Raw genomic sequence first — 24187 nt, forward strand, 5'->3', positions numbered from 1 at the left:
TCGGCAGATCATGATCGACAGCCTAGCGCCCGCCGCGCGGCCTCCCAACCGATTAACCGGTTGCCCGGTTTGCCGCGATCGGGACCCGCCGTTGGTAGGGACCTTCGCCGAAGGGCTTCCGCAGGTCATGGACGTGGATAGGGTTTCGGGGCTTTCACCTTTGGAGGGAAAGGGAAAAACCTTGAGACGTGTGCTCATCACCGCGCTGGCCGTCGCCACGCTCGCCTCGGTCGCGGTGACCGCGCCCGCCGGTGCGGCGGAAGCGGCGCAACCCGCCGAGACCATCACCTGGGGGGCGTGCACCGACCCGACGTTGATCAACGCCGGCGCCGAGTGCGGCTACCTGTCCGTTCCGCTCGACTACTCGCGCCCGCGCGGCGAGAAGATCCAGCTCGCGCTCAGCCGCGTCAAGCACAAGACGCCCGAAGCGCAGTACCAGGGCGTCATGCTCACCAACCCCGGTGGCCCCGGCGGTTCCGGGCTGCTGCTCGCGACCCGCGGCACGCGCGTGCCGAACCACGCCGGCGACGCCTACGACTGGGTCGGTTTCGACCCGCGCGGCGTCGGCTCCAGCAAGCCCGCGCTTTCGTGCATCCCGAACTACATGGACTACAACCGGCCGGAATACGTGCCGACGACGCGGCAGCTGGAGAAGACCTGGTTGCAGCGCTCGAAGTCCTACGCCGACGCGTGCGCGAAGAACAACAGCCGCGCGCTGCTGGAGAACATCAAGACGACCGACACGGTCAAGGACATGGAGAGCATCCGCAAGGCGCTCGGCGCCGAGCAGCTGAACTTCTACGGGTACTCCTACGGCACCTATCTCGGCCAGGTGTACGGGACGCTGTTCCCGCAGCACGTCCGCCGGATGGTCCTCGACTCCACTGTGGACCCCCGTAATGTCTGGTACCAGGCCAACCTGAACCAGGACCTCGCGTACGACGTCAACCTCAACATCTGGTTCGGCTGGGTCGCGTCGCACGACGACGTCTACCACCTCGGCAAGACGCAGGCCGCGGTGAAGCAGGTCTTCGACGAGCAGCTGAAGAAGCTTCGCGCGGTCCCGGCGGGCGGCTACGTCGGGCCGGACGAGTTCCTCGACGTCTTCAACCAGGCCTCCTACTACCAGCTGCGCTGGACACTGCTCGGTGACGCGCTCGCGAAGTTCGTCAACAAGGGTGACTGGCAGACGATGAAGGGCCTGTTCGAGAACTTCGGCGGCCGCGGTGACGACAACGGTTACGCCGTCTATCTCGCCGTCCAGTGCTCGGACGTGAAATGGCCGCAGAGCTGGCAGCAGTGGAAGCACGACAACTGGCGCACCTACCAGAAGGCGCCGTACTTCACCTGGCAGAACGCCTGGTACAACGGCCCTTGCCTGTACTGGCCCGCGAAACCCGGCAAGCCGGTCAAGGTCGACGGCAAGAAGGTGCCGAGTGTGCTGATGATCGGCGAGACGCTCGACGCGGCGACGCCGTACGAAGGCAGCCTCGAGGTGCGTAGCCGGTTCCCCGGCGCTCGCCTGATCGGAGAACCGGGCGGCACGAGTCACGCGATCACTCCGCGCGGCAACGCCTGCGTCGACAACAAGATCGCCGACTACCTGGCCACCGGTGCGCTGCCCGCGCGCAAGCCAGGGCGGACGGCCGACGTCGAATGCGCGCCGCTGCCGCTCCCGGTGCCTCCTCCGGTTCCGGCAGTCGCTGACGCGGCCACCTCCAGGGTGCCCGCCTAGCTCCAAGTACATGAAGGCCCCCTTCCTTGCGCCTAGGTACAGGAAGGGGGCCTTCATGTACTCCCGGGGTTTCCAGGGCAGGGGACTTTGTGTTACAAAGTGCGTATCGACTTTGTGGTTCAGAGTGCTCGAAGGGGGAAAGTCATGGCGGACGCGTTCAGCCTCGAAGGGCTCGTGAAGCGCTTCGGCGACGTCCTGGCCGTCGACGACGTCAGCGTGCGGGTCGCACCGGGGGAGGTCGTGGCGCTGCTCGGGCCGAACGGCGCGGGCAAGTCGACCACGATCGACATGCTGCTGGGCCTGACCAGGCCTGATGCGGGTCAGGTCCGCGTCGCCGGGCTCAGCGCGGCCGAGGCGATGGACCGGGGGATGGTCGGCGCGATGGCGCAGAACGGGACGCTGCTCAGGGACGCCACGGTCGTCGAGCTCGTCGGCCTGTTCGCCTCGCTGCACCGGAATCCGCTGCCCACCCGCGAGGTGCTCAAGCGCGCCGGCGTCACCGAGTACGCGAACCGCCGCTGCGGGAAGCTCTCCGGTGGCGAGCAGCAGCGGGTGCGGTTCGCGCTCGCGCTGGTCGGCGATCCGGATCTGCTGGTGCTCGACGAGCCGACCGCGGCCATGGACGTCGACGGGCGGCGCCGCTTCTGGGCGGCGATGCGCGAGTACACCGAGACGGGCCGCACGGTCCTCTTCGCGACGCACTACCTCGCCGAAGCGGAGGACTACGCGGACCGTGTCGTGCTCATGCGGCACGGCGGGGTCGTCGCGGACGGGCCGGTCGGCGAGGTCCGGGCCGCGGTCGCCGGCCGGGTGCTGCGCGCCGCCGTCCCGGATGCCACCGAGGCCGCGCTCGCCGCGCTGCCCGGGGTGTCGCGCGCGGTGCTGCGGGCCGGTCACGCGGAGCTGAGCTGCGCCGATTCCGACGCCGCCATCCGCGGTCTGCTGCGTGAGTTCCCGCTCGCCGCGAACATCGAAATCACCGCCGTGGGACTGGAAGAGGCCTTCATCGCGCTGACCGCCGATGCGGCCGAAGGAGCTTTGAGATGAACCTGAGTTACCTCGCGCTGGAGATCAAGCGCATCGTCCGCAGCCCGCAGTTCGCGCTGTTCACCATCGGCATGCCGCTCGCGATGTTCCTGTTGTTCGGCGGGATCTTCGGCGCTCGCGAGATCGCTCCGGGGATTTCGACCGCGACCGTGACCATGGTGAACATGGCCGCGTACGGCGCCATGACCGCCGCGCTGTTCACCGGCACGCGCGTCGCCACCGAGCGCACCGACGGCTGGCAGCGCACCCTGCGGCTGACCCCGATGCGGGCGCCGGGCTATCTGATGGTCAAGGTGTCGGCGGGATTGTTCGTCGCGCTGCCGGTGCTGCTGGTGATCTTCGCGGCGGGCATGATCCGCGGCATCCGGCTCGAAACCGGCCAATGGCTGACGATCTTCGGCGCGCTGTGGCTCGGCGCGCTGCCGTTCGCGGTGCTGGGCCTGATGATCGGCCTGTTCGGCAAGGGCGACACCGTGCAGGCGGTGACCGGCGCGCTGATGCTGCCGCTGGGCATGTTCGGCGGACTGTGGATCCCGTTGCAGGTCCTGCCCGGCTGGATGAACACCGCCGGGTACATCATGCCGACGTACTGGCTCGGCGAGATCGGCCGCGCGCCGGTGCTGGGCGGGTCCGGCGCGCTGACCGCGGTCCTGGTGCTCGCCGCCTGGCTGGTGGTGCCCGCGCTCGTGGTGATGGCGAGGTTCCGGCTTGACACGGCGAGACTGTGAACCCGTGTTAGTTTTCCGAAGTGGTGGAGGATGAACGAGACGACGACGCGCGGCCGATGACGCCCGAGGAGTCGCTCGCGCTCATCGCCAGGCAGACGGAGGACACCCGGCGTGAGATCGGGCCGAATCCGGCCGTGCTGCTCGCCGTCTGGGGACTGGTGTGGCTGTTCGGTTTCGGGCTCGTCTACGTGTCCGCGCCGCCCACCGCCCTGATGCCGATGTGGGTCGCCGGCGCGATCGCCGCCGCCGGTTTCCTCGGGGCGATGGCGTACTCGGCGATCTACGGGATCCGGGCTGGCCGCGGTGTGCGCGGGCCCTCCCGTCTCGTCGGGGCGATGTACGGGTGGAGCTGGATGATCGCGTTCGGCGGGCTGACGGTGGTGAACACCGCGCTGATCCGGCTCGGCCTCGACACCGAGCTGATCCCGTTGCTGTGGTCCGGGACCTCGCTCATCCTGACCGGCCTGATGTACCTCGCCGGCGGAATGCTGTGGCAGAGCAAACTGCAGTACGGCCTCGGCGTGTGGATCATCGCGTGCGGCGCGGCGAGCGTGCTGGCCGGGGGACCGCACAACTTCGTCGTGCTGAGCCTGGCGGGCGGCGGTGGCTTCCTGGTGGCGTCGCTGGTCTTCCTGGTGCGGGCGCGATGAGCGAAGACGGGCTGCCCCAGCTCGATCCGGTGATCCACGCGCAGGCGCGGCTGCGGGTCACCGTGGCGCTGTCGAGCCTCGGGCCGGGGGACCGCATCACCTTCCCGCGGCTGCAGCAGTTGCTGGACATGACGCCGGGCAACCTGTCGACCCATCTGCGCAAACTCGAAGACGCCGGCTACGTCGAGATCACCAAGGCGTTCGAACATCGCACGCCGGTGACGCTGGTCGAGCTGACCACGCGGGGCCGGGCGGCGTTCGAGGAGTACACGAAGGCCTTGCACCGTCTTCTCGAGGTACCGGGCGATGGGCGGGCATGACCGGTGGGTCATCCACCTCGACATGGACGCGTTCTACGCCTCGTGTGAACAGCTGACCCGGCCGACCCTGGCCCACCGTCCGGTCCTGGTCGGCGGCGCGGGCCCGCGCGGCGTGGTCGCCGGGGCGAGTTATCAGGCGCGGGAACACGGCATCAAATCGGCGATGCCGATGTCGCAGGCCCGGCGGCTGTTGCCACCCAACGGGGTCATCCTGCCGCCGCGGTTCAAACTGTACGAATTGCTGAGCACGCGGGTGTTCGACCTCGTCGCCCAGTACGCGCCCGTGCTGGAGCGGATCTCCCTCGACGAGGCTTTCGCGGAACCGCCGTCGCTGGCCGGGGCGTCGTCGGCGGGGGTGCGGGAGTTCGGTGCCCGCCTGCGGGAGCACATCCGGTCCGAAATCGGGCTGGTGGCGTCGATCGGGGCGGCGTCGGGGAAGCAGGTCGCGAAGGTCGCGTCGGATCTGGCGAAGCCGGACGGGCTGCTCGTCGTCGACCAGGGCACCGAACGCGACTTCCTCGCGCCGCTGCCGACCAGGGTGCTGTGGGGGATCGGCCCGGTGGCGGAAGGAAAACTGCGGGCGATCGGCGTGCGGACGCTGGGCCAGCTGACCGCGCTCTCCGAGGCCGACGCGGTGTCCACTTTGGGCAGTGTTGTCGGGCGGGACCTGCGGCGCCTGGCCACCGGCGCCGACGACCGGCCGGTGTCCGGCCGCGCGGAGCTCAAGCAGGTCAGCGCGGAGACGACCTTCGACCGGGACCTGATCGACCTGGCGAGCCTGCGGCGCGAGGTCCGCGACCTCGCCGTCCACGCGCACAAACGGCTCGTCAACGCCGACCGGGTCGCGCGGACGGTGGTGGTGAAACTGCGGCACACCGACTTCAGCACGGTGACGAGGTCGGAGACGATGGCTTCGCCTACCGACGAATTCGACCAGCTCGCCTCGATGGCGGAACGGCTGCTCATCGACCCGGCCGAATTCGGCGGGGTGCGGCTGGCCGGGGTCGCGTTCTCCGGGCTTTCGGTACCGCATCAGGATCCGCTGTTCACTCTTGCCGTTCCGGCTCCCGACGTGCCCTTGGTCGAGCGAGCGCCCGCGCCGGAGGTCGTCGTCTCCTCGACTTGGCGGCCCGGGGACGACGTGGCGCACGACGAGTACGGAAGTGGCTGGGTGCAGGGAGCCGGGCACGGCCGGGTGACCGTGCGCTTCGAGACGCGGTCCAGCGGCCCGGGCGTCGCACGGACCTTCCTCCAGGACGACCCGGCCCTCCACCGAGGCGACGCCGGCGACTGCCTGGCCTAAACGCGGGGATGGCTGGACGCGCGGGTGCCCCCAATGCGGCATTGGAGACGCTGAGCGTCTCCAATGCCGCATTGGGGACACCGGACACTCCATGGCCCCGGGCCCCGAAGGCACCCCGGCGCCGCGACCCCCGGTGAGTGCCTCGCTTGACCCCCGCGTTTCGTCCTCTAGTTGCGGTAGTTGCACACGCAAGGACCGCAACTAGAGGACTAAACGCGGGGGATCGGCGGAGCGACGGTTTCCAGCAAGTGCCGCGTCGCCGACTCCGCGCCGTCGGCGTTCTTTTCGAGCACCATCGCCACCACCCGCGCATGGGCGGCCAGCACGCCGTCGCCGGGAACCTCTTCGAGCGCGGCCACGGCCGGACCCCGCAATTGCGCGATCAAGGCGTTGCCGGACGCGCGAAGCAGGGCCGCGTGGAAGGCGCGGTCGGCCTCCTGGAAAGCCGGGAGGCCGACCGCGTCCGCCATCAGGCCGTACGTCGCGACGAGGACCGCGAGCTCGTCCGGGCGACGGTGCCACGCGGCCATTCTCGCCGCTTGCGGTTCGATCGCCAGCCGGAGTTCGAACAGTTCCGCCAGCTGCCGGGAACGCTCGGGCCCGGCGGCCCGCCAGGCGATGACGTCCGGATCGATCGCGTTCCAGTGTTCCGGTGGCCGTGTCCAGGTGCCGACGCGCGGCCGCGCCGCGACCAGGCCCTTGGATTCCAGTACCCGCAACGCTTCCCGCACCATCGTGCGCGACGCGGAGAACCGGCGCCCGAGGTCTTCGGGGACGATCGGCTGCCCGGCCCCGAAGACCCCGGCGACGATCAGCCTGCCCAGTTCGTCGACGATCCGGGCATGCCGGGTCATACGGGCAGGCCGACTCGGCGTTCCCCGCTGCGGACCTGCTGGAGCACGACGGCGACGACGAGCAGGGTCCCGGTGGCCATGTTCTGCCAGAACGGGTTGACGCCGAGCCCGGACATCCCGTTGTTGAGCACGCCGAGAATGATCACCGCGAGCACGGTGCTGATGATGGACCCCTTGCCGCCCTTGAGCATCGTGCCGCCGAGCGCGGCGCCGGTGACGGCGAGCAGTTCGAGCCCCTCGGAGCCGGACGTCGGCTGGCCGGAGCCGGTGCGCGCGGTGATCAGCAGCCCCGCGATCGCCGCGACCACGCCGACGAGCGCGTAGACGCCGATGATGTAGCGGTTGATGTTGATCCCGGCGAGCCGGGCGGCGGTGTCGTTGCCGCCGATGGCGTAGATGTTGCGGCCGATGTCGGTGTAGCGCAACAGGAAGTGCAGCACCGCCGCGACGATCAGGAACACCCACAGCAACGTCGGCAGCCCGGCGATGGATCCCTTGGCCAGGAAGATGAACAGGTCGTCGGCGCCGGTGTAGCCCTGCGCCTTGCCGTCCGAGATCACCTGTGCGATGCCCTTGTACGTCGCCAGCATCGCGAGCGTCGCGACCACCGGGTTCACCCGGCCGAAGATGATGATCATGCCGTTCACCAGGCCGCACACCACGCCGACGCCGATCGCGGCGAGGGTGCCGACAGCGGAGCTCCCGGTCGAGGTGAACACCATCGCCGACACCACCGACGCGAGCCCGGCCATCGAGCCGACCGAGATGTCCAGCGCGCCGAGGATGATCACCAGGGTCTGCACCAGCGAGAGCAGTCCCATGATGGTGATCGCGCTGCCGATCAGCAGCAGGTTGTTGGTACGGAGGAAGTTCTCGTTCAGCGAGCTCATCAGGATCACCAGCGCGATCAGGGTGAGCAGCAGGCTCGAGTTCTGCACGCCGATCGCGGTCACCGTCCGGCGGAACGGTGACACCGGGTGGGCGATGGTCGTCACGAGGCGATCTCCTCAGTGTCTTCGGTGGCCGGGATGGCCAAAGTCAGCACGGCTTCTTCACTCGCGTCGTCACGGCCGAGCTCTCCGGCGACCCGGCCCGCGCGCAGGACGACGATCCGGTCGGCGAGGCTCAGCACCTCGGGCAGATCGGACGAGATCACCAGCAGGGCGATGCCCTCGGCGGCGAGACCGTCGATGATCCGGTAGATCTCGGCCTTCGCGCCGACGTCGACCCCGCGCGTCGGTTCGTCGAGGATCAGCAGCTTCGGGCGCCGCGCGAGCCAGCGGGCGAGGACGGTCTTCTGCTGGTTGCCGCCCGACAGCTTGCGGACCTCCTGCTCCATCGACGGCGTCCGCACGCGCAATTCGCGCACGTATTCGTCGACGAGCTCGCGTTCCTTGGCCCGCCGCACCACCCGGAACTGGCTCAGCCGGTCCAGCGCCGCGATGGAGACGTTGTCCCGCACGGACCGCTGCATCAGCAACGCGTCGGTCTTGCGTTCCTCCGGCGCGAAGCCGATCCCCGCCTTGACCGCGTCGCCGGGAGTGCGGGCGCGCAACGGTTTCCCGTCCAGTTCGACGGTTCCCGAGCGCACCGGCAGATCGCCGACGATCGCGTGCGCGAGTTCCGAGCGCCCGGCACCGACCAGTCCGGCGAGGCAGACGACCTCGCCCGCCCGGACCTCCAGGGAGATGTCCGTGACGTCGTCGGTGGTGACGCCGTCGAGCCGCAGCACCACCCGGCCGGTCTCCTGCGCGCTCCGGCGCTCCAAAGTGGACAGATCGCGGCCGATCATCATGCGCACCAGCCGGTTCTCGTCGGTGGACGCCGCGTCCTCGACCCCGATCAGGGTGCCGTCGCGCAACACCGCCACCCGGTCGGCGAGCTGGAAGATCTCCTTCATCCGGTGTGAGACGTAGACGACCGCCACCCCGCTGTCCCGCAGCCGCCGGATCAGCGCGAACAGCGCGTCGACCTCGTGCTCGGACAGCGAAGACGTCGGCTCGTCGAACGCGATCACCTTCGGCGGTGTCGCGGCGGTGAGCACCCGCAGGATCTCGACCAGCTGCCGTTGCGCGGGGGACAGCCTGCTCCCGAGCGTCGAGGGCTGCAGCACACCCTCGAATCCGTACTCCCGCAACGCGTCCTGCGTCATCCGATGCAGGGTCCGGCGGTTGACCAGCCGTCCCCGCGCGGGCAGCTCGCCGACGAAGACGTTCTCCGCCACCGAAACGTGCGGGATGATTTCCGGCTCCTGGTAGATCACCCGGACTCCGGCGGCCATCGCGGCCCGCGGGGAGTCGAACAGCACCGGTGAGCCGTCGATCAGCAGGTGCCCGTCGTCGGGACCGTGGTCGCCCGACAGCACCCGCAGCAGGGTGGACTTGCCCGCGCCGTTCTCGCCCATCAGCGCGAGGACCTCGCCGGGCCGGAAGTCCAGGGTGACGCCGTCGAGCGCGGTCACCCCGGAGAACCGTTTGCTGATCCCTTGGGCGGTCAGCGCCGCCGCGGGTTCGGATGTGGCCATGGGAACGCCTCCACGCGGGATCAGATGCAGTTGACGCCGGCCTGCTTGTAGTTGTCCTTGGTGACGATCTGGGTCTTCGCGATCGTCTCCGGGGGCAGGTCCTTCGAGTTCTTCACCTTGTCCACCAGCAGCTGGATCGCGGTGCGGCCGACCTCGGCGCCGGAGATGAACAGCGCCGCCTTGTTCCCGGTCTCCTTGCCCGCGGCCCAGTCCTTGCAGGTCAGGTAGGCACCGAGACCGACGCCGATGATGTCGGCCGAGGCGACGCCCGAGTTCGCGAGCGCGGTGACCGCACCGGTCTCGTTCTCGTCGTTGCAGCCCCAGACCACCCAGTGCTTGACGCCCGGGTTCGAGCCGATCACCGCGCCGGTGCGGTTCTGCGCGTCCACCGGGGTGTTGTCGGTGCCGACCTCGATCACCGGCACCTGCGCGCCTGCGTCCTTGTCGAAGGCGGCCTTCGCGGCGGAGACGCGGTCCTTGCACACCGTCAAGTCCTGCTTGTACGCACTGATGATCTTGGTGTCGGCCGCGGTCCAGCCGGCCGCCTTGAACAGCTTCGCCGCTTCCTTGCCGACCGAATCGCCCATCTGGGAGCCGTTGAAGCCGACGAACGGCGACTTCGTCCCGGCGCCGTCCTTGATCACGTCGTCGGAGGCGATGATCGGGATGCCCGAGCTCTTCGCCTTGTCGAGCACCTGCGGGCCGATGGCCTGGTCGGGGACGACGATCGCGATGCCGTTGGCGCCCTGGGCGACCGCGGCGTCGAGTTCGGTGATCGCCTTGTTGGCGTCCTGCCCGAGGTTGACGACCTTCAGTTCGACACCCAGTTCCTTCGCCTTCTCCTGCGCGCCCTGCGCCTGCTCGACGAAGTACTGCTGGTCGCCCTGTTTCTGCAGGTAGAACAGGGTGATCTTGCCGCTCGCGGGCGCCTGCTGCTGCGGCGCGGCGGTGTCTTTGCCGGACGAGCAGCCGGTCAACACGACACCGGCAATCAAACAAGAACCAACAAGGCGCCAGGGCAGGGACTTGTGCGAAGCTGTGGACATCAAATGCTCCCAGGACGAAGCGGAAGAGTGTGACTGGTATTACTAAACACTCTTACGGGTGACGTCAAGGCACGATCATGGCACGGTCGACGGGCTGTGGTCGTACTAATCGCACGTCGAGAGCCTGCTTCTGCGGCGAGTGGTCCTGTGGAACTTGTCCGAACTCTGTCCGATCGTTGTTGTTGACTTTGGTTGAGTGTCGCGGGCAATCACCGTAAGGCAGGATGAAAGGGACAGTCACCCGATCGAGGGAATCCATGTTCAGCTCCCGCGTCCGTCAGACCACCGCGCTCCTCGGCGCGGCCCTCCTGCTCACCGCGTGCAGTTCCACTCCCGAGCAGCAGCAGCAGCCCGCCGCGTCCGAGGCTCCGGCGACGGCGAGTCAGGCACCCGGCGGCGCGTTCACCGTGGTCGCGACCGGCGACGTGCTGATCCATCCCGCGCTGACCGACCAGGCGAAGGAGGACGGTGGCGGCAAGATCGACTACCGGCCGCTCCTGGCCGGGATCAAACCGCTGATCTCCGGCGCCGACCTAGGCATCTGCCATCTGGAGACCCCGCTCGCGCCGAAGGGCGGGCCCTACAGCGGCTACCCGTCGTTCAGCGCGCCGCCGGAGATCGTCGACGCGCTCAAGGACACCGGCTACGACAACTGCTCGACGGCGTCCAACCACACGATCGACCAGGGCGTGGACGGCGCGACGCGGACGCTCGACAAACTCGACGAGGCGGGGATCAAGCACACCGGCTCGGCACGCTCGGCCGAAGAAGCGAAGAAGCCGCTGATCGTCGACGTCAAGGGCGTCAAGGTCGCCCAGATCTCCTTCTCCTACGGGTTCAACGGGATCAAGGTGCCCTCGGGGAAACCCTGGCTGGTCAACCAGATCGACGCCGAAGACGTGATCGCCCAGGCCAAGGCGGCGCGGAAGGCGGGCGCCCAGGTCGTCCTCGCGAGCCTGCACTGGGGCACCGAGTACCAGCACGACCCGACGGCCGAACAGCGCTCACTGGCGAAGAAACTCCTCGGTGACGACTCGATCGACCTGATCATCGGCCACCACGCGCACGTCGTGCAGCCCTTCGAACAGATCAACGGCAAATGGGTCGCCTACGGCCTCGGCAACAGCGTCGCCCGGCATTCGGAGCCGAAGGGCTCGACCGAACAAGGGGCGGCCGCGCGGTTCCGGTTCGTGCGGGACGGCGAACGCTGGAAGGTCGACAAGGCCGAGTACGTCCCGACACTGGTCCAGCTCGGCCCGCCGATCCGGTTGCTCGACCTGACCGCGGGGCAGAGCGGGAACGCCGGAGCGGACGCGCTCGAGGCCACCGACGAGGTCGTCCTCAGCCGTGGCGCCGGCGATCAGGGGTTGACCCGCCCCGGTCGCTGAGCTTCCGGCAGGGACACGGATGGGCCAGGCCCTTCGTTCCGGCCCACCCGTGCCTTTCTCCGCGCCCGACTTCAATATCGTCGCCGCACCACCAGTTTCGCGAGGGCCGCGAGCTCGGTGCCTGGGCGGGGCACCGGACTCGAGACGGCGAGATGGTGCAGCGCGCCGGTCAGGAGCGCGTCGGCCTGCTCCTGGCTCCATGTCCGGCCGCCCGCCCGTTCCACCAGTTCCGCCGCGTGGGGCAATTCCGCGACGTCGAGGTTTTCCTTGCGGTACAAGGCCTCCAGTTCTCGCCCGGCTTCCGTCCCGGAGTGGAGCGCGGCCACCACCGGCAGGGACTTCTTCCGGTTGGAGAGATCCGAGTGGACCGGTTTCCCGGTCACCGCCGGATCGCCCCAGATCCCGAGGAGATCGTCGATGTGCTGGAACGCCAGCCCGAGTGCCCTCCCGTACTCGGTCAGCCGGTCGACCTGATCCTGCCTCCCTTCCCCGGCGAGCGCGCCGAGCGTGCACGACGCCCCGAGCAACGCGCCGGTCTTCCCCTCGGCCATCCGTACGCATTCGGCGGTGTCGACGTCACCGCGTTCTTCGAACTTCAGGTCCGCGCTCTGCCCTTCCAGAAGATCGATCACGGCCGTGCTCAGCACCCGCAGCGCGGTCTGCCCGAACGGGGCCAGCAGTTCGAGGGCCCGGGACAGCAGGGCGTCCCCGGCGAGGATCGCGGCGCCGGTGCCGAACACCGTCCAGGCCGTCGGGCGGTGCCGCCGGGTGGTGTCCCGGTCCATCACGTCGTCGTGCAGCAGCGAGAAGTTGTGCACCAGTTCCACCGCGACGGCCACCGGGACGGCCACTTCGGCGTCACCGCCGACAGCCTGCGCCGACAGCAGCGCGAGCGCGGGCCGCAACGCCTTCCCGCCGTCCGAAGTGGACGGACGGCCGTGCTCGTCCCACCAGCCGAAGTGGTAACCGGCGATGAGCCGCATGGACTCGGGAAGCCCGCCGACGGCCTCGCGCAGTGCCGGGTCGAGCAGATTCCTGCTCCACGTCAGGACTTCGGCGGCGGGACGGGCACCGGTGCCGGTGTCGATGGTCGTCAACGGACTTCCCTTCAGCCTTCGCGTCCGAGTTCGGCGTTCTCCAGGATCGCCAGTGCGTCAGGCACCAGCACCGCAGCCGAGTAGTACGCGCTCACCAGGTACGAAATGATCGCTTGTTCGCTGATCCCCATGAAGCGGACGTTCAGTCCGGGCCGGTACTCGTCGGGCAGCCCGACCTGATGCAGGCCGACGACGCCCTGAGTGTCCTCACCGGTCCGCATCAGCAGGATCGAGCTGGTGCTGGTCTCGGTGACGGGGATCTTGTTGCACGGCAGGATCGGGATCCCGCGCCAGGCGGGCACCTGATGGCCGTCCAGGTCGACGGCGTCCGGATAGATCCCCCGTTTGCTGCATTCCCGGCTGAACGCCGCGATCGCCCGCGGATGCGCGAGGAAGAAACCGGGGTCCTTCCACACCAAGGCGAGCAGCTCGTCGAGGTCGTCCGGCGTCGGCGGGCCGGTGCGGGTGTGGACGCGATGGGAAAAGTCCGCGTTGTGCAGGAGCCCGAAGCCGGTGTTGTTGATCAGCTCGTGTTCCTGCCGCTCGCGCAACGCCTCGATGGTCAGCCGCAACTGCTGCTCGACCTGGTCCATCGGCTGGTTGTAGAGGTCGGCGACCCGGGTGTGCACCCGCAGGACGGTCTGCGCGACGCTGAGTTCGTACTCGCGCGGTTTGGTCTCGTAGTCGACGAAGGTGCCGGGAAGGAGCGGTTCGCCGTCGTGGCCCGACGCGACGTCGATCCGCGCCTCACCGTGATCGTTGCTCGCCTGCGATCCGCCGGCGGAGAACGCGCCGAGATGGTCGCGCAAGCTGTCCGAGCGATCGAGGATGTCGGCGAAAGCTGTGCGGGACAAGGAAAGCACGGTGCAGGAGGTGACCGCCTTCGCGGTGAACTCCCAGATCGCGTCGTCATCGACCAGGATCTGCGATCCGAAATGCCCGCCGTCGGCGAGGGCGCCGAGGACGGTCTCGTCGCCGTACGCGCCGACACCGAGCTTGTCGATCTTTCCGTGCGCGATCAGGAAGACCTGGTCGGCCCGGTGGCCGAATTCCGTGAGGGTGTCGCCCGCGGACAGTTCCCGTTGGACGAACCTGCCGGCGAGTTCGCTGAGGACCTCTTCGTCGTCGAAACCCCGCAGCGGCGGGAGTTCGCCCAGTTCCGGCGGGATCACCCGGACCTCGGCGCCGGCGGTGGTGAAGGCGACCCGCCCGTCGCCGACGGCGTAGCTCAGCCGGCGGTTGACCCGGTACGCGCCTCCCGAAACCTGAACCCACGGCAGCACTCTCAGCAGCCATCGCGACGAGATGCCCTGCATCTGCGGGACCGATTTGGTGGTCGTGGCCAGCGTGCGAGCGGCGGCCTTGCCGAGGCTCAGTTGCGGGTTGTCCGTGATCGTCACCGAGAAATCCACCCATCGTCGTGGCGGGTATTTCCGCCCTGGTGAACTGATGTTCCCAAATTCGCGGATACCCAGATTCAATGGGGAGGCGCGAAATGAACATAGCAAGCGGGAATGCCCGTACAAACACACGATCGGGTAGCCGGGTACGTTCACCTGTTTGCCGGATTGGCCCGTGCGGACGCTCCGCCCGCAGCCGTTCGGGCGACGGAGCTGCGGAGAATGTCGGTATACGGCCAGTTCGGTGACGTCCCGTGGTGGCTGATCACTCGGACGTGAAGCTGCAATCTCACAGTGGTGACGAGCCTTTCCGGCGCGTGTCGAAAATCGTTTCGCGGTATGAGAAATTGGGCCGAGACGGTGATGATCGACTTTATCCTTTCCGCCACCGGTATGAATTGATTCAACTGCTCTTCTCGGCGCGCCGGAGGGTGAACTAGTTTCAGCAGTCTTCACGGGGTAAGGAGTCGAATGGGTATTTACCTGACCGGCATCGCCTGGGTCGTCGGAGCGGCGGCGGGGGCGGGGTTCGTCGGCTACCTCGTCCGCAAGTTCGGCTGGGACGAGGGGCGGCCCGACAACAACGACGCCGCCGGCCAGGTGTTCACCATCGTCGGCGGGCTCCACGCCGTCCTGGTCGCGTTCATCCTGATCTCCCTCTTCGACTCCACGAGCGCGGCGAGGGACGGCTCCTACCACGAGGCGGACAGCCTGGTCGCCGCCGTCTGGGCCGCGGACTCGCTGGGGACCGAGGTCAAGGACGAGGTCCGGAAGCTGAGCGCGGAGTACATCAAGACGGTCGAACAGAAGGAGTGGCCGCGGATGGCCGAAGGCGGGGACGTCGCCCCCGACACCGGCTGGGCGCAGCTCGACCAGTTGCGCAAGGCGGTGGACAAGGCCTCGTCGGACGACGACTGGGTCCGCGAGCGCAAGGCCGAGGCGGCCGCTCAGCTCTGGCAGGTCTACGAGGCCCGGCAGGATCGGCTCAACGCGGTCGAGGGCGGCCGGGTCGGCGGTGTCGTCTGGTTCGCGCTCATCATCGGCAGCCTCATCTCGGTGCTGCTGCCCAACCTGTTCGGCGGCACCCGGCTGGCCGCGCATCTGGTGATCGTGTCCACCCTGGCCGGTACGGTCACGCTCCTGTTGTTCGCGATCTACCAGCTGCAGAACCCGTTCGGCGGAGGGGTGCGGATCCCTCCCGACGCGTTCACCGCCGCGCTGGCGAGGATCGCCTGAGCCGGTGAGCGTCGTGGACGGGATGACGCGGGCGGCGGCGACGGTGGCCGTCGCCGGGCTGGTGGGGGCGTCGGCGCTGCTGGCCCCGATGGCCGCGCGCGCCGCCGAATCCTGCCTGGTGGTGCAGGCGGAGACCGGGTCGCACGGGAAGTCGAAGCTGCGCTGGATCGATGTCGGCTCGGGGACCACCACGCGGGTGACCGATGCGGGGTACCGGCTCAACGCGCTCGGTTACTCCGCGACACGGGACTTGGTCTTCGGTGTCGCCGAAGGACTCAGCCGGGGCGCGCACGCGGTGACGATCGACCGGGACGGCGACACCCGGGACCTCGGCCCGATCACCCGGGCGGGGAACCGGCTGCCGGTGTGGAGTCCCGTCGCGGGTGTCACCGCGGGCGCGATCGGCGGGAATTCCTGGTACCTGCTCAGGAACGGCACCCTGTACACGGTGGATCTGACACCGGGGGAGCGGTACCTGCGGGTGATCCGGACGGTGTTCCTGCGGCCGATCACGCTCGCCCACGACGTCAACGATTTCGCGTACCACAACGGACTGCTCTACGGCGTTTCCACCACCTGGCGCGGAAAAGGGGCCGTGATCACCATCGACCCGTCGTCCGGCAAGGTCCGCGAAGCCGACGACGCCCGGTTCCCGCCCGCCGACGTCTACGGTTCCGTCGTGCTCGGCCGTGACGGTGCCTTGTACGCCACGGCGAACCGGATCGGCGGGCGCAGTGTGCTGTACCGACTGGATCGCGGTGGGCGGGTGACCGAGGTGCGGTCCGGTCCGCCGCTGGCGGGTTCGGACGCGGCGGGCTGTCTCACCGCCCCCGAGCCGCCGAAGCCCGAGCCTCCGAAACCGGAACCGCCCAAGCCGACGCCCACTCCGGTACCCAACCCGCCCACGCCCACATCCACGCCGTCCCCGACGCCTGCTCCCGTCCCGGTTCCGACGCCGCCACCGTCTCCGTCCCCGACGTCGTCGCCGAGCCCGACTCCGAGTCCGACGCCCAGTCCGTCGCCGTCCCCGACGCCTGCTCCCGCGCCCAAGGTGGTCCCGCCGCCCGTTCCGGTGCCGAAGCCGACCCGCGCGGCGCCGCCGAGGGAACGCGAGGAGGCGGCGGAGACCGATCCGCACGCCCGCACGAAGGAGAAGCGCCGGTGGGGTTTGACCGCGCTGGTCCTGATCCTCGGCGGGGGAGCCGCGGCGGGTGCCGTGCGGCGGGCCCGGTGAGTCAGTACTTGAACTGGTCCACGTTCTCGCGCGTGATCAACAGCGGGTCGCCCAGCAGTACGGTCTTCGTGGCTTCTTCGTACTTGATCGCCGGGAGTTCGAGATTGACCTTGTTCGACGCGCCGAGCTGCCTGCCTTCGGCGATCTGCTTTCCCGCCCAGGCGGTGAGGTAGCCGAGTGATTCGACGTTCCACAGCACCGAAAGCGAAGCGGAACCGTCCAGGAGGTACGGCTTGATCGCCTGCGGCGTTCCGACGCCGACGGTGAAGACTCGGCCGATCTTCTGCTGCGAGCGGACCGCTTCGGCGACCCCGGGGGCCGACGTCGTGCACTCGCCGACCAGGCCGGTGAGGTCCGGGTACTTGGCCATCAGGTCCTTGGCCAGCGTGGTGGCGTTGTCCTTGTCCTCGCCGGCGTAGACCGTCTCGACGAGCTGAGCGCTGGGATACTCCGTGGCGGTATACGCACGCTGCACGGCGATCCACGCGTTGAGGTTCTCGGCGGTCTCGCCGCAGGAGACGATCGCGTACTTGCCCGCGCCGCCCATCTTCTTCATCAGGGCGTCGGTGAGCGCCTTGCCGATGCCCTCCGGGGTGGCCTGGTTGACGAAGAGCTCGCGATCGGTGCCGGGCGCGTCGGTGTCCGAAGTGATCACATGGACGCCCTTGGCCCGCGCGTCGGTGATCGCCGGTGCCATCGTTTTGGGGTCGTTCGGGGCGATCGCGATGACGTCCACCCGCTGGTCGACGAGGTCGCGCACGATCGAGACCTGTGCGGCGGGGTCCACCGTGGCAGGTCCGGTCGAAGTCCATTCGACACCGAGCTGCTTGGCCGCGGCGATCCCGCCGGTGTTCATCGCCTCGAAGTACGGGATGCCCGCGACCTTCGGCACGAACGCGATCCGGATCGGCTTGGCCGCCATGCCCGCGGGCTCTTCGCTCGCGCATCCGGTCAGCCCGAACACCATGCCCAAAGCGAGCACAGTGGCCACGACGAGCGTCTTGGTCGGCCCTCGCATCTCCACCCCATAGTCACGGAACCACCTGAAACCAGCCGATCGGTCTTCGCGCGGTGGAGACCTCCGGCGAAACTAAGGTCTTCGGTTACCCCGGTCAACCGGATGAGCGCAAAGGGTTACGGAAGTGAGTTCATCGACCTGGTCCGATTACCGGGTCGGCCTATGGGAGTGACGGTGAGCGACCGGGAGACGCGGGTCACTGCGCCATGTATACGGGTGGGGGGTATATTTCCCCGCATGAACGAGACACGGCATGGAGCAAGCTGGTCGATGGCGGCGTCGGCGACCCTGCACTGCCTCACCGGCTGTGCGATCGGCGAGGTCCTCGGCATGGTGATCGGCACGGCGCTCGGCCTGGGCAACGTGGCGACGATCGTCCTGGCGGTGGCGCTCGCGTTCGTCTTCGGCTACGCGCTGACCATGCGCGGCGTGCTGAAGTCGGGCCTGCCGTTCGGTACCGCGCTCAAGGTGGCGCTGGCCGCGGACACCGTGTCGATCGCGGTCATGGAGATCGTCGACAACGGAGTCATGCTGGTGGTGCCGGGCGCCATGGAGGCCGGGCTCGCGAGCCTGCTGTTCTGGGGCGCGCTGGCGTTCTCGCTGGCCGTCGCGTTCGTGCTGACGGTGCCGGTGAACAAGTGGATGATCGGGCGCGGTCTTGGGCACGCGAAGGTCCACGCGCACCACGGTGGCCACGAAGGCCACGCTCACTGAGCAGCCGGGTCGGAATTCGCTTGATCGCAGGTCCGTGAAGGCCTCCTTACTTACCCTGAAGGTAGGGAAGGAGGCCTTCACGGACTCCGTGCTGCCTGGTGACCGTGTCGCGAAAGCCAGGCGGATTCATGCGGTCGTTGCAACATCCTTCGTGAGCTGGGAGTTTGTGGTGGCTGGCGGGTTCGTGTTGCCGCGTTCGGTGCGGGTGCGTTTTTGGGGTGCGGTGCGGGCGGGGTATCTGCCCAAGCCTGCCGCCCGTTTGGTGGATGTGTCGCACGAGACCGGGCGACGGTGGTTCGCGCAGGCTGGCGGGGTGATCGGGAACGCACCTGGCTCGTTGGGCGAGCGCTATCTGAGTATGGCTGAGCGGGAGGAGATCTCTCGTGGTCTGTCCGGGGATCTCTCTTATCGGGAGATCGCTCGGCAGTTGGCCCGGGCGCCGTCGACGATCAGCCGGGAGGTGACGAACAATGGCGGCCGGGGTGGGTATCGAGCGCATCGGGCGGAGTCAGCGGCGCGCGATCGGGCCCGGCGGCCGAAGACTGCGAAGCTGGCCGAGGCCGGTAATCGCGAGTTGCGGGATCATGTGCAGGCGCGATTGCTGCAGGAGTGGTCTCCAGGGCAGATCACAGCCAGGCTTGCGATGGAGTTTCCTGACCGGCCGGAGATGCGAGTGTCACACGAGACGATTTACCAGTCCTTGTATGTGCAGAGCCGGGGAGCGCTGCGCCGCGAGCTCACCGCGTGTTTGCGGACCGGGCGGGCGTTGCGCCGACCGCGCAAGCAGGCGCAGGCACGACGATCACGGATCCCTGACCTCGTGGAGATCAGCGAACGGCCGGCCGAAGCCGAGGATCGGGCAGTCCCGGGTCATTGGGAAGGCGACCTGATCACCGGTGCCGGCAACAAGTCCGCGATCGGCACCTTCGTGGAGCGCTCCACCCGGTTCGTCGTGCTGCTGCACCTGCCCAACGGCCACGACGCGATCCAGGTCCGGGACGCGATGATCGAAGCGATCCAGACTCTCCCGCATCAGTTACGGCGGTCACTGACCTGGGACCGGGGCAACGAGATGGCCCGACACGCCGACATCACCCTCGCCACCGACATGGCCATCTACTTCTGTGACCCGCATTCCCCATGGCAACGCGGATCGAACGAGAACACCAACGGCCTGCTCCGCCAGTACTTCCCCAAAGGGACCAACCTGCACCAGCACACCGCCGAAGACCTCGCCGCGGTCGCCGCACGACTCAACAGCCGCCCCCGCAAAACACTCGACTGGCACACCCCACTCGAGAAACTCACCACGCTACTGTCCTAACAGAGCACGTTGCGACCACCACATGAATCCGCCCCACTTTCGGGACATCCGACGTCGCGAAAGTGGCTTTCGCGACATCCGGGACGGCGAGCCCAAACCTCGTGAGTGGTAGGGACGGTTAGAGCGGACCGGTATTCGCCTACCTACGCGTGATCAGGGCAAGTGAGGTGCGGTAGTCGACGGGGTCGCTCCGGTCTCGGAGCTTGATCAACGGAGGATCGGGGACACTCAACGTCCCCGATCCTCCGTTGATCAAGACCATGCCACCCCACAACGCCATCCAGAACAAGCCCTACAAGCTCACCGAGATGACATCAGGATCCAGTGGGTAGGCAAATGCAGGTTCACCAGAACCGTCCTTACCACTCACGAGATTCCGGACCCGCGTCCCGGCGCGGTGGTCGGTGTTCCCAATGTCGCATTTGAGACGCTCAGCGTCCCTAACGCGACATTGGGGACAGCAGGCGGACAGCCGCCCCGGTTAGACGCTCGAGAGGTCGATCGCCTTGTCGATCTCCTTCGGCATCAGCACCCGCAGGATGCCCTCCAGCAGGTAATAGTCGGCGTACGGCAGCGAAACCTCGACGCCGTCCTCCGCCGGACGGTTGCGCGTGCCCCGCGCCACGATCGCCTCGGCGCGGGTGGACTTCGTGGTCAGGCAGGTGTCGCACAGCGCGGTGAGGATCCGGATCGCCGCCTCGCGGTAGTGCGGCCGGTTCGAGACCTTCGCCAGGTCGATCAGGCCGCATGCCATCACGGCGCCGGCGGAGGAATCCTTGATGTCGTGCGGGGCTTGCGGGGCGAGGTAGTCCCACACCGGGACGTTGTCCGGGGTGAGGGCGCGGAGCGCGAAATCCGCCAGGCGTTGCGCGGTCCGCAGGAACAGCGGGTCGCCGGAGCGCCGGTACATCGTGGTGAAGCCGTAGATCGCCCACGCCTGACCACGCGACCAGCAGGACGTCGGGCCGTAGCCCTGCACGGAGTTCGGGCCGATCTCGGCGCCCGTGTCCGGGTTGAAGTCGAACACGTGCGGGGTCGAACCGTCCGGGCGCAAGAAGACCCGTTCGGTGGTCTTCGCGTGGGAGACGGCGATGTCGAGGTACTTCCGGTCACCGGTCTGCTTGCTCGCGAAGGTCAGCAGGTCGAGGTTCATCATCGTGTCGACGATGACCCGGCCGGCGTTGCCGGGGGTGCCGAGTGCGCCCCAAGCCCGGATGAACTTCCCTTTTTCGTTGTAGCGCTGGATGAGTGACGACGCGGCGGTGAGCGCGCCGGCGCGCCATTTCTCGTCGCCGGTGAGCCGCCAGCCGGTCACCCACGACGGGTAGAACAGGAATCCGAGGTCGTGATCGCTCGTCTCGTGCTGGCGCGGCGCGAGCTTTTCCGCGGACGCCATCGCGAGGGTCCGGAATTGCGGATCGCCGCTGTAGATCGACGCGAGCCACAATGTTCCCGGCCAGAAACCGCCGATCCAGCCGCCCTTGGCGGAATAGGTCCATTTCTCGAACCGGGTGATCTCCGGAAAGGTGCTCACGCCGGGGGCGACGGCCCGCAGCTTGGTCACCGCGTAGTCCGCCGCCCGGCGGAAACTCGTTACCCCGGCGGCTTCTTCCTCCGCCGCGCTGGCGACGGAGGGGATCGCCGCCGCCGCGACGGCGGCACCGGCAGCGGTGGTCAACAGGGTTCGCCGCGAAACGCTCACAATGCCCGCCATTCGTCAGTGGGAAATGCGTCACGGGAGTTTCGCACGACGGTTACGCGCTTGTGAAGGCCATTCATGGTTGTGAATAAAGAAGCCTCACTCAGCGGGACGGATGTTCGCATTGTGGTGGAACACGTTTTCCGGGTCGTACACCGCCTTGATCGCGGCCAGCCGCGCGTACTTCGCCGCGCCGTACGCCGTGCGGACCCTGTCCTCGTCGTATTCGTTCAGGAAATTCAGGTAGCCGCCGTGGTTGTTGGAATGCGGCAGGAGTTCTTCCCACAGCGCCCGTGCCCAGGCGCGATCGGCGGCCAGGAGTTCCGGGGTCGTGGCCGTGGCCGCGAAACCGACGACGAAGCCGGGCGTCCGCGGGCCGCCGAACGCGGTCGCGTCGTCGTGCACCGTCGAGTACGTGTCCTGCAACGGCACGATCGGCATGATGGTCATCGGCGACGCCTTGTCCGGCAGGCGCGCGGCGATCAGGTCGATGACCTCTTCGGACAGTGAGTCGACGTAGAGCGACTTCTCATAGGCGAGGATGCCGCGGGGCGCAGTCGGATCCAGCAGCTTTTGCAGGTTGGCGTAAGGCATCGGGGAGACCAGTTCGAACGCCGTGGGCAGCCCGTCCCGGATCCGCTCGATCAGCCGGGCGTGCCGATCGGGACCGTCGAAGCCGGTGACGACCAGCGCGAGACCCGGCACGAGGTGGTACTCGGCCGGGACGAACGGAACGGGTGGCGCGTTGAGCCCGACGAGCATGGCACCGGTGCCCGGCGGCAGCGTCGCGATCACGTCCCTCGCGAAGCGCAGCGCCTTGGGCGCGTCCTCCAGCGTCCAGAAGAACATCCCGACCTCGGCCAGGCCGACGCGGTGCAGCCGGAACTCGAATTCCGTGACCACGCCGAAGTTGCCGCCGCCACCGCGTAGCGCCCAGAACAGATCCGGATGTGTTCCCTCGGAAGCCCGCAGGATCCGGCCGTCGGCCGTCACGACCTCCGCCGAAACCAGGTTGTCGATCGTGAGCCCGTGTTTCGCGGTCAGCCAGCCGAAACCGCCGCCGAGGGTGAGGCCGCCGACGCCCGTGTCGCTCACCGTGCCGCCGACCGTCGCGAGCCCGTACCGCTGGGTCGCCTCGTCGACGTCGGCCCAGAGCGCGCCGCCGCCGACCAGCGCGGTCCGGGAGGCCGGGTCGACGGTGACCCGGCGCAGCCCGCCGAGGTCGATCACCAGGCCGTCGTCGGTGACGGCGGAACCGCTGAAGCTGTGACCGCCGCCCCGGACGGTGATCTCGAGGCCCTTCTCACGGCCGAAGGCCAGCGCGGTGACGACATCTTGGCGGCCGGCGCATTCGACGACCACGGCCGGGCGCCGGTCGATGTCCCCGTTCCACACGGCCCGGGCGGCGTCGTAGCCCGGGTCGGCGGCGGTGACCACCGCGCCGGACAGTTTCCGGCGCAACGCGGTCGTTTCAGGCGGATGCATGGGACCCCCTCAGGTCGTGGCTACCGCACAGTCTGGAGGGCGGACGACCCGGCACAAGGTCCATCCGCGCGGGAAAAAGGGCGGACCAAAGGGCGAAGGCCCGGCGCTATGGGGTGCGCCGGGCCTTCGCGTTCAGGGGTGCCTCAGCACTTGGGTGCCACCGGGAGATCCGATCCGGTCTTCAGGTAGGTGTCGGAGACGTAGTGCCCCGGGCCGATCCGGTCCCAGATGTTGCTGGTGCCGAACTTGCCGGTGACGGTCTCGCCCTCGACGTAGCACTCGATGTTGACCTTCGCGTAGTTCGCCGCGAGGCCCTTGATCGCCGCGGTGGTGCTCGCCGACGCCCGGACGTTCATCGGGTCGCCCGCCGTGCTGATGACGCCGGTCGGACCGGAGCCGGTCCACAGGTAGGAGACGTTGACCCAGCCGTTGTCCGTCATCTTCAGGCCGTCCCAGAAGGTGCCGTCCGCGAGGTCGATACCCGCCGGGTTGGCCACCTTGCGGCCGAACTCGTCCTTGCCGCCGTTGTAGCCGTCCTGGTACGCGGCCTGCGCTTCGGGCTTGCCCTGCGGCAGGTTCTTCCACATCTGGCGGGTGGCCGACGGGTTCCAGTAGTCGTCCTTGGTGTTCCACGGGCCGACGTCCCACACCGGCGCGTACTCGCAGCGGCTGTTGTCGGTGCGGCAGATCCGGACGGTGTAGTTGCCGGTGTTCTTGGGCGCCAGGCCGCGGCCCGACGGCAGGGCGACGAAGTGGTCGCGGGACTTGATCACGTGCCCGTTGGCGGTGGTGCCGCCGACGAGACCTTCACGGGTACCGAAGACCTTGTACGTCAGCGGGGCGGCGGCCGCGCCGATCGCGTTGACCTGCGGGCCGAGCTCACCCTGCAGGGTGATGTCGCTGACCTTCGCGGTCACGCCGTCGTTCACGGTGCGCAGTCCGACGCGGACCTGGACCGTGGAGACCGAAGCGGACAGCTGGGCGGCGCCTCCTTCGGTAGGAGTCCATTCCGTCCAGTCGTTGGCGTTGAGCTTGCCGCGGACGTCGACCTCGACCTCGGTGCCGTTCGGCGCTTCGGCGGTCACCTGCGCGGTCACGCGGTTCACCGGCTTCCCGAGGTTCCGCTCGGCCAGCAGCAGGTAGCCCTGGCTGCCGATGGAGTCGGGTTTTCTGTGCCACGCGGCGTTTTCCAGGCTGAGCACACCGCCGTCGCTGCGGACGTTGACGTCGTCGCCATCCACAGTGGACAGATCGGCGCGCCAGCTTCCCTCCGCCGCCGCGTTCGCGGGGCCGGCGGCCAGCGCGGTGACCGCCCCCATGGCCAGCACGGCCGCCATCACGCGGCGGGCCTTCACGGTCCGGACCATTCCGGTCTCCCTTCGAGC

21 protein-coding genes are annotated in these 24187 nt (G+C 68.4%); 11 read left to right on the forward strand and 10 right to left on the reverse strand.

Features of this window, described 5'->3' with window-relative positions; translation table 11 throughout:
* Positions 1 to 181: 181 nt before the first annotated feature.
* The 6 genes from BKN51_RS42605 (at position 182) to BKN51_RS42630 (ending at position 5783) form a co-directional block, all read left to right on the forward strand.
* Entirely contained in the window at positions 182 to 1735 is a 1554-nt protein-coding gene (locus tag BKN51_RS42605) for an alpha/beta hydrolase (protein ID WP_101612943.1), read from the forward strand.
* Positions 1736 to 1879: 144 nt separating this feature from the next.
* Positions 1880 to 2782, forward strand: a complete 903-nt coding sequence (locus tag BKN51_RS42610; RefSeq protein ID WP_101612944.1) for an ABC transporter ATP-binding protein — start codon at positions 1880 to 1882, stop codon at positions 2780 to 2782.
* A complete protein-coding gene (locus BKN51_RS42615; RefSeq protein WP_101612945.1) occupies positions 2779 to 3510 on the forward strand; it encodes an ABC transporter permease in 732 nt (243 codons plus the stop codon). Before BKN51_RS42610 ends, BKN51_RS42615 begins: the two co-directional genes overlap by 4 nt.
* 20 nt (positions 3511 to 3530) lie before the next feature.
* Positions 3531 to 4160, forward strand: a complete 630-nt coding sequence (locus BKN51_RS42620; protein ID WP_101612946.1) for a hypothetical protein — start codon at positions 3531 to 3533, stop codon at positions 4158 to 4160.
* A complete protein-coding gene (locus BKN51_RS42625) occupies positions 4157 to 4480 on the forward strand; it encodes a transcriptional regulator (protein WP_020634259.1) in 324 nt (107 codons plus the stop codon). The genes BKN51_RS42620 and BKN51_RS42625 overlap by 4 nt, the downstream gene beginning before the upstream one ends.
* The gene (locus BKN51_RS42630; protein WP_101612947.1) at positions 4467 to 5783 is read left to right on the forward strand and encodes a DNA polymerase IV; all 1317 of its coding nucleotides are present in this window, start codon (positions 4467 to 4469) and stop codon (positions 5781 to 5783) included. Before BKN51_RS42625 ends, BKN51_RS42630 begins: the two co-directional genes overlap by 14 nt.
* 209 nt (positions 5784 to 5992) lie before the next feature.
* Here the strand turns inward: BKN51_RS42630 and BKN51_RS42635 are convergent, their stop codons facing one another.
* The 4 genes from BKN51_RS42635 to BKN51_RS42650 are packed head-to-tail and all read right to left on the reverse strand — an operon-like array spanning position 5993 to position 10141.
* On the reverse strand, positions 5993 to 6637 hold the full coding sequence (locus tag BKN51_RS42635; RefSeq protein WP_101612948.1) for a FadR/GntR family transcriptional regulator: 645 nt from the start codon (positions 6635 to 6637) through the stop codon (positions 5993 to 5995).
* Positions 6634 to 7632, reverse strand: coding sequence for an ABC transporter permease (locus BKN51_RS42640; protein WP_101612949.1), 999 nt, complete (start codon positions 7630 to 7632; stop codon positions 6634 to 6636). The genes BKN51_RS42635 and BKN51_RS42640 overlap by 4 nt, the downstream gene beginning before the upstream one ends.
* Positions 7629 to 9161 carry a sugar ABC transporter ATP-binding protein gene (locus BKN51_RS42645; protein ID WP_101612950.1) on the reverse strand — a complete coding sequence of 511 codons (1533 nt, stop codon included), beginning with the start codon at positions 9159 to 9161 and terminating at the stop codon, positions 7629 to 7631. Before BKN51_RS42645 ends, BKN51_RS42640 begins: the two co-directional genes overlap by 4 nt.
* Positions 9162 to 9181: 20 nt before the next feature.
* Complete coding sequence (locus BKN51_RS42650; RefSeq protein ID WP_233224006.1) at positions 9182 to 10141, reverse strand: substrate-binding domain-containing protein; 960 nt, start codon at positions 10139 to 10141, stop codon at positions 9182 to 9184.
* A gap of 323 nt (positions 10142 to 10464) precedes the next feature.
* Here BKN51_RS42650 and BKN51_RS42655 point away from each other — a divergent pair, with 323 nt between their 5' ends.
* On the forward strand, positions 10465 to 11595 hold the full coding sequence (locus BKN51_RS42655) for a CapA family protein (RefSeq protein ID WP_101612952.1): 1131 nt from the start codon (positions 10465 to 10467) through the stop codon (positions 11593 to 11595).
* Between the two features lie 71 nt (positions 11596 to 11666).
* On the opposite strand, the gene BKN51_RS42660 is transcribed toward BKN51_RS42655, so the two are convergent.
* Both BKN51_RS42660 and BKN51_RS42665 read right to left on the reverse strand, forming a co-directional pair.
* Positions 11667 to 12692 carry a family 2 encapsulin nanocompartment cargo protein polyprenyl transferase gene (locus BKN51_RS42660; protein WP_101612953.1) on the reverse strand — a complete coding sequence of 342 codons (1026 nt, stop codon included), beginning with the start codon at positions 12690 to 12692 and terminating at the stop codon, positions 11667 to 11669.
* Between the two features lie 11 nt (positions 12693 to 12703).
* The gene (locus BKN51_RS42665) at positions 12704 to 14092 is read right to left on the reverse strand and encodes a family 2B encapsulin nanocompartment shell protein (protein ID WP_233223977.1); all 1389 of its coding nucleotides are present in this window, start codon (positions 14090 to 14092) and stop codon (positions 12704 to 12706) included.
* 471 nt (positions 14093 to 14563) lie between these two features.
* Between BKN51_RS42665 and BKN51_RS42670 the strand changes: the two genes are divergently transcribed.
* Both BKN51_RS42670 and BKN51_RS42675 read left to right on the forward strand, forming a co-directional pair.
* Positions 14564 to 15328: a bestrophin-like domain gene (locus tag BKN51_RS42670; RefSeq protein ID WP_101612954.1), complete on the forward strand. Its 765-nt coding sequence runs from the start codon at positions 14564 to 14566 to the stop codon at positions 15326 to 15328.
* 4 nt (positions 15329 to 15332) lie between these two features.
* The gene (locus BKN51_RS42675; protein ID WP_101612955.1) at positions 15333 to 16562 is read left to right on the forward strand and encodes a DUF6923 family protein; all 1230 of its coding nucleotides are present in this window, start codon (positions 15333 to 15335) and stop codon (positions 16560 to 16562) included.
* 1 nt (position 16563) lies between these two features.
* Here BKN51_RS42675 and BKN51_RS42680 read toward each other — a convergent pair whose 3' ends face one another.
* Positions 16564 to 17580 (reverse strand): autoinducer 2 ABC transporter substrate-binding protein, encoded by a 1017-nt coding sequence (locus BKN51_RS42680; RefSeq protein WP_369862439.1) that lies wholly within the window; start codon positions 17578 to 17580, stop codon positions 16564 to 16566.
* Between the two features lie 270 nt (positions 17581 to 17850).
* Here BKN51_RS42680 and BKN51_RS42685 point away from each other — a divergent pair, with 270 nt between their 5' ends.
* The gene (locus BKN51_RS42685; RefSeq protein ID WP_369862441.1) at positions 17851 to 18294 is read left to right on the forward strand and encodes a DUF4396 domain-containing protein; all 444 of its coding nucleotides are present in this window, start codon (positions 17851 to 17853) and stop codon (positions 18292 to 18294) included.
* A 166-nt stretch (positions 18295 to 18460) separates the two neighbouring features.
* Positions 18461 to 19618 carry an IS30 family transposase gene (locus BKN51_RS42690; protein ID WP_442857699.1) on the forward strand — a complete coding sequence of 386 codons (1158 nt, stop codon included), beginning with the start codon at positions 18461 to 18463 and terminating at the stop codon, positions 19616 to 19618.
* A 481-nt stretch (positions 19619 to 20099) separates the two neighbouring features.
* Here BKN51_RS42690 and BKN51_RS42695 read toward each other — a convergent pair whose 3' ends face one another.
* From BKN51_RS42695 to BKN51_RS42705, 3 genes are all read right to left on the reverse strand, one after another.
* On the reverse strand, positions 20100 to 21320 hold the full coding sequence (locus BKN51_RS42695; protein ID WP_101612958.1) for a glycoside hydrolase family 88 protein: 1221 nt from the start codon (positions 21318 to 21320) through the stop codon (positions 20100 to 20102).
* A gap of 96 nt (positions 21321 to 21416) precedes the next feature.
* The gene (locus BKN51_RS42700; protein ID WP_101612959.1) at positions 21417 to 22802 is read right to left on the reverse strand and encodes an FAD-binding oxidoreductase; all 1386 of its coding nucleotides are present in this window, start codon (positions 22800 to 22802) and stop codon (positions 21417 to 21419) included.
* A gap of 143 nt (positions 22803 to 22945) precedes the next feature.
* The gene (locus BKN51_RS42705; RefSeq protein ID WP_101612960.1) at positions 22946 to 24169 is read right to left on the reverse strand and encodes a hypothetical protein; all 1224 of its coding nucleotides are present in this window, start codon (positions 24167 to 24169) and stop codon (positions 22946 to 22948) included.
* Between the last annotated feature and the right edge of the window lie 18 nt (positions 24170 to 24187).

The organism is Amycolatopsis sp. BJA-103 (genome assembly GCF_002849735.1).
In the GTDB taxonomy this organism is placed as follows: domain Bacteria; phylum Actinomycetota; class Actinomycetes; order Mycobacteriales; family Pseudonocardiaceae; genus Amycolatopsis.